Raw genomic sequence first — 3320 nt, forward strand, 5'->3', positions numbered from 1 at the left:
CGAGCACCGCGCTGTGTTGGCCGAGCAGGTGTGCGATGGCGCCGGCATCGGTGAAACCCCCCACCGTGTTGGTGGAGCGTGCCGCCCAATCGCCGGTCATCAGCAGCGCCGAGGCGCCGACTATCACGACGAAGGCCCCCAGTACGGTGTCGACGCGTTCATAGCCCATGAACCGCGGCGTGATCCTTTTGTCGACGACATTGGACTGCTGAAAAAACAGCTGCCAGGGCGCCACCGTAGTGCCGACGATGGCGATGATCAGCAGCACCGAATCTGAGCTAACGCTACCCGAGATGCTTGGCACCACAAACGATTTCGCCGCATGCGCCCACTGCGGATGCGACATCAACAGCATCGGGATCTGCAGCAGCGTGATGGCGATGAAGACGAACATGGCCCGCTCCCAGCGCCGAAAGCTGCCGCTTGCCATGATCGCCACCAGTGCCACCGCCGATATCGGCACCACAACGTATTTGGAGACGCCGATGTATTCGGCGGCCAGGGAGATGCCGATGAATTCGGTGACGATCGTCAAAAAGTTGAGCAGGAACAGGTCGCCGACGGAAAACCAGCCCCAGCCGCGGCCGAAGCGTTCGTTGATCAACCGGGCGTGTCCGACTCCGGTGACCGCGCCAAGCCGGACCACCATTTCCTGGTTGACGATGAGCACCGGGATGAGCAGCAGCAGCACCCACAGCAGCGAGTAGCCGTAGTTCTGGCCGGCCTGGGCGTAGGTGGCTACGCCGCCGGCGTCGTTATCGCCGACCATCACGATGATCCCGGGACCGATGATCGCCAGCAGGGTCAGCAGCCGGGTCTTCAACGTGCGGGGATGATCGGTCTCGCCGATGCTGATGCGTCCGAACGCGCCCTCGATATCACCCAGGTGCTTGCTGTCGAGCACCGCGCTGCGCCGGGCCGGTTCGGCGCTGTCGGCCGCTGCCACCGGGGCGGTGGTCTTGTCGTCGCTGGACGTCACGATCCCTCCCCTCCCGATGTGGGTGCGTTGCGGTCATGGTCGGGTTGGGTGATTTCGCGGACCGGGCGGGGCGCGGGTTCGCGGCGGCGCCAGTCCTCGGGAATGGTCGCTTCCAGTATGTCGTCGACGGTGACCACCCCGACTACGCGATCTTGCTCGTCGACGACCGGGATCGAGTAGAGGTTGAAGTCGGCCATCAACACTGCGATGTCGGTCAGATCGGCGGCGGCACTGACCCGCACCGGGTCGGAATCCATCAGCGCCCCAACATCTTCATCGGGTTGGGCCTGCAAGAGGGCAATCACTGACACCACCCCGGCGAGGCATCTGTCCTCGTCGAGAACATGCATCTTGACGAGTGCCTCGGGCTGAAGGGTGCGGGCAGCCGCGATTAGCGCCAGCGCCGTGCCCGCGGTTGCGCTGGCGGCGCAAGACACGAAGTCGACGTTCATCAGCCCGCCGGCGCTTTCGGGGTTGAACCCCATCAGGGTGATCACCTTGGTGCGCTGCGGAGCGGGCATCAGATCCAGCACGCGCCGGCGCCGCGATTGACGTAGCTCCGCGACCGCGTCGGCGGCATCGTCGGCACGCATCCGGCCCAGCAGCGCGGCGACCTCGTCATCGGGCATGCGATTGAGGAGTCGGTTGGCCTTGTCGGGGTCGAGTTCTTCGAAGACGTCGGCTTCCAACTCTGGGTTGCTGCGGACCCGGTCGAGGATTTCGCCGCCTTCGGCCTTGTCGGCGTCCTCCAGGAGATCGGCGATCTCGGCCGGTTTGAACCGGCCGACTCGGCCCCAGTGACGGCGCAGGGCATCGGAGCGGGCGTGGCCGATGAGCGGTTCGAATGCCTTCCAATCGCGGGGTGCATGGCCGCCAGCGGCCTTGATCAGCCCGAAGAACCTTGCTGGGCGTCGGGTGTCGAGCCGCGTGAGCACCCACCCGGCGCCGGTATCTTCCAGCCTGACGTCATAGGCGCGCACCAGCTCCACGGCGGCCACATCGATCAGCCGATGGCCGAGGACATCGGCGCGCAGCAGCACCTCGCCGTCGCGACGCTCAAAACCACGAAGGTCGACCTTGTTCTTGGCCAACACAACTCGATCCGGCTTGAACTCGTGAATGGCCTGGCTACCGATGAACAGCGGCCGTCCGCCGACGCCGGCCACGATTCCGGTCACGAGTGGATACTCGTGGGCGCTGCGCAGCCGCACGATTACGTCCTCGACCCGGCCCACAGCCTCACCCGACCGGGCCAGCACAGGTGCGCGCAGCAGCTGTGAGAGATGGATTACCGGCAACTCGCTGCCAGGCTCGGGCGCCTTGGCTTTCGTGCTGGACATGATCTTCTCCTCTGCGGAGGCGCCCGATCGGCTCAAATCATGGGCACACGGTCTGACAGGCACTCGCGCACCGTTGAAGGCGACGAACTACTAGAAAGGCCGAGGAAACTCAGACGGCAGAATGAATGCCGGAACCGGATCGGGACAGGATGGATTTCGGATAGGGACTATCGCCGGGACTGGACTGGCTCATCTCTGGCCCTCACCTCCTTGCCGCCGGGACACACGTGGGTGTCGCCATTGTTCGCTTACCCGGCATACTTCGGGCAATACGCAGCTACGCTTGTGCCTACAAAGTAACCGGCGTGATAGCCGTCCAGGTTGCTGTTTTGCATGAGTTCATTCGCAACATCGGACTTCGCCTTACCTAGACCAAGTTCATCGCAGACCTCATGAGCGGCGATGATCGCGCTCTGCGCTGACCCGAATTTGATGCCCTTGGATGTCAGCGCCGCCAAGAACGTGTCGTCGTGGCTTTCGGCGTGCGCGTTTGGGGCTGCTGTTGCGGCAAAGCTAAGCAAAGCGATTGCCAATGCCAGCTCGGCCAATCGCGGTCGGAGCGGGCTGGGCTGGGTTTGGGTTGTCGTCATTTCTGCACCTTCCCGTGATGTACCGGCAACCCGCTGCCAGGCTCGGGCGCCTTGTCTGACGTGCTGGACATGATCTTTTCCTCTGCGGAGGCGCCCGATCGGCTCAAATCATGGGCACACGGTCTGACAGGCATTCGCGCACCGTTGAAGGCGACGAACTACTAGAAAGGCCGAGGAAACTCAGACGGCAGAATGAATGCCGGAACCGGATCGGGACAGGATGGATTTCGGATAAGGACTATCGCCGGGACTGGACTGGCTCATCTCTGGCCCTCACCTCCTTGCCGCCGGGACACACGTGGGTGTCGTTGTTCGCGTGCACTGGTGGAGGTCATATCCGGCCGCATGGGCCCCGGACATGCACCCCTCTCGTCAGAGCTTCGGCACTGCACGGCGTACCCAAATATCGGA

At 63.7% G+C, this 3320-nt stretch carries 3 protein-coding genes; all 3 read right to left on the reverse strand.

Annotated features, from left to right (window positions below):
- Nucleotides 1-946 (reverse strand): Nramp family divalent metal transporter (locus VML93_RS25560; RefSeq protein WP_325615065.1); only part of this gene is annotated, 946 nt, incomplete at its 3' end.
- A gap of 29 nt (nt 947-975) precedes the next feature.
- Complete coding sequence (locus tag VML93_RS25565) at nt 976-2319, reverse strand: magnesium transporter MgtE N-terminal domain-containing protein (protein ID WP_325615063.1); 1344 nt, start codon at nt 2317-2319, stop codon at nt 976-978.
- Between the two features lie 248 nt (nt 2320-2567).
- Entirely contained in the window at nt 2568-2909 is a 342-nt protein-coding gene (locus VML93_RS25570) for a DUF732 domain-containing protein (protein ID WP_325615064.1), read from the reverse strand.
- Between the last annotated feature and the right edge of the window lie 411 nt (nt 2910-3320).

Origin of the sequence: Mycobacterium sp. (assembly GCF_035499775.1) — a bacterium.
Taxonomy (GTDB): Bacteria; Actinomycetota; Actinomycetes; order Mycobacteriales; family Mycobacteriaceae; genus Mycobacterium.

What these genes read in the sequence shown, in the direction of transcription:
- VML93_RS25565 (WP_325615063.1), bottom strand. Translation starts at nt 2,319, where the DNA reads ATGTCCAGCACGAAAGCCAAGGCGCCCGAGCCTGGCAGCGAGTTGCCG.
- VML93_RS25570 (WP_325615064.1), bottom strand. Translation starts at nt 2,909, where the DNA reads ATGACGACAACCCAAACCCAGCCCAGCCCGCTCCGACCGCGATTGGCC.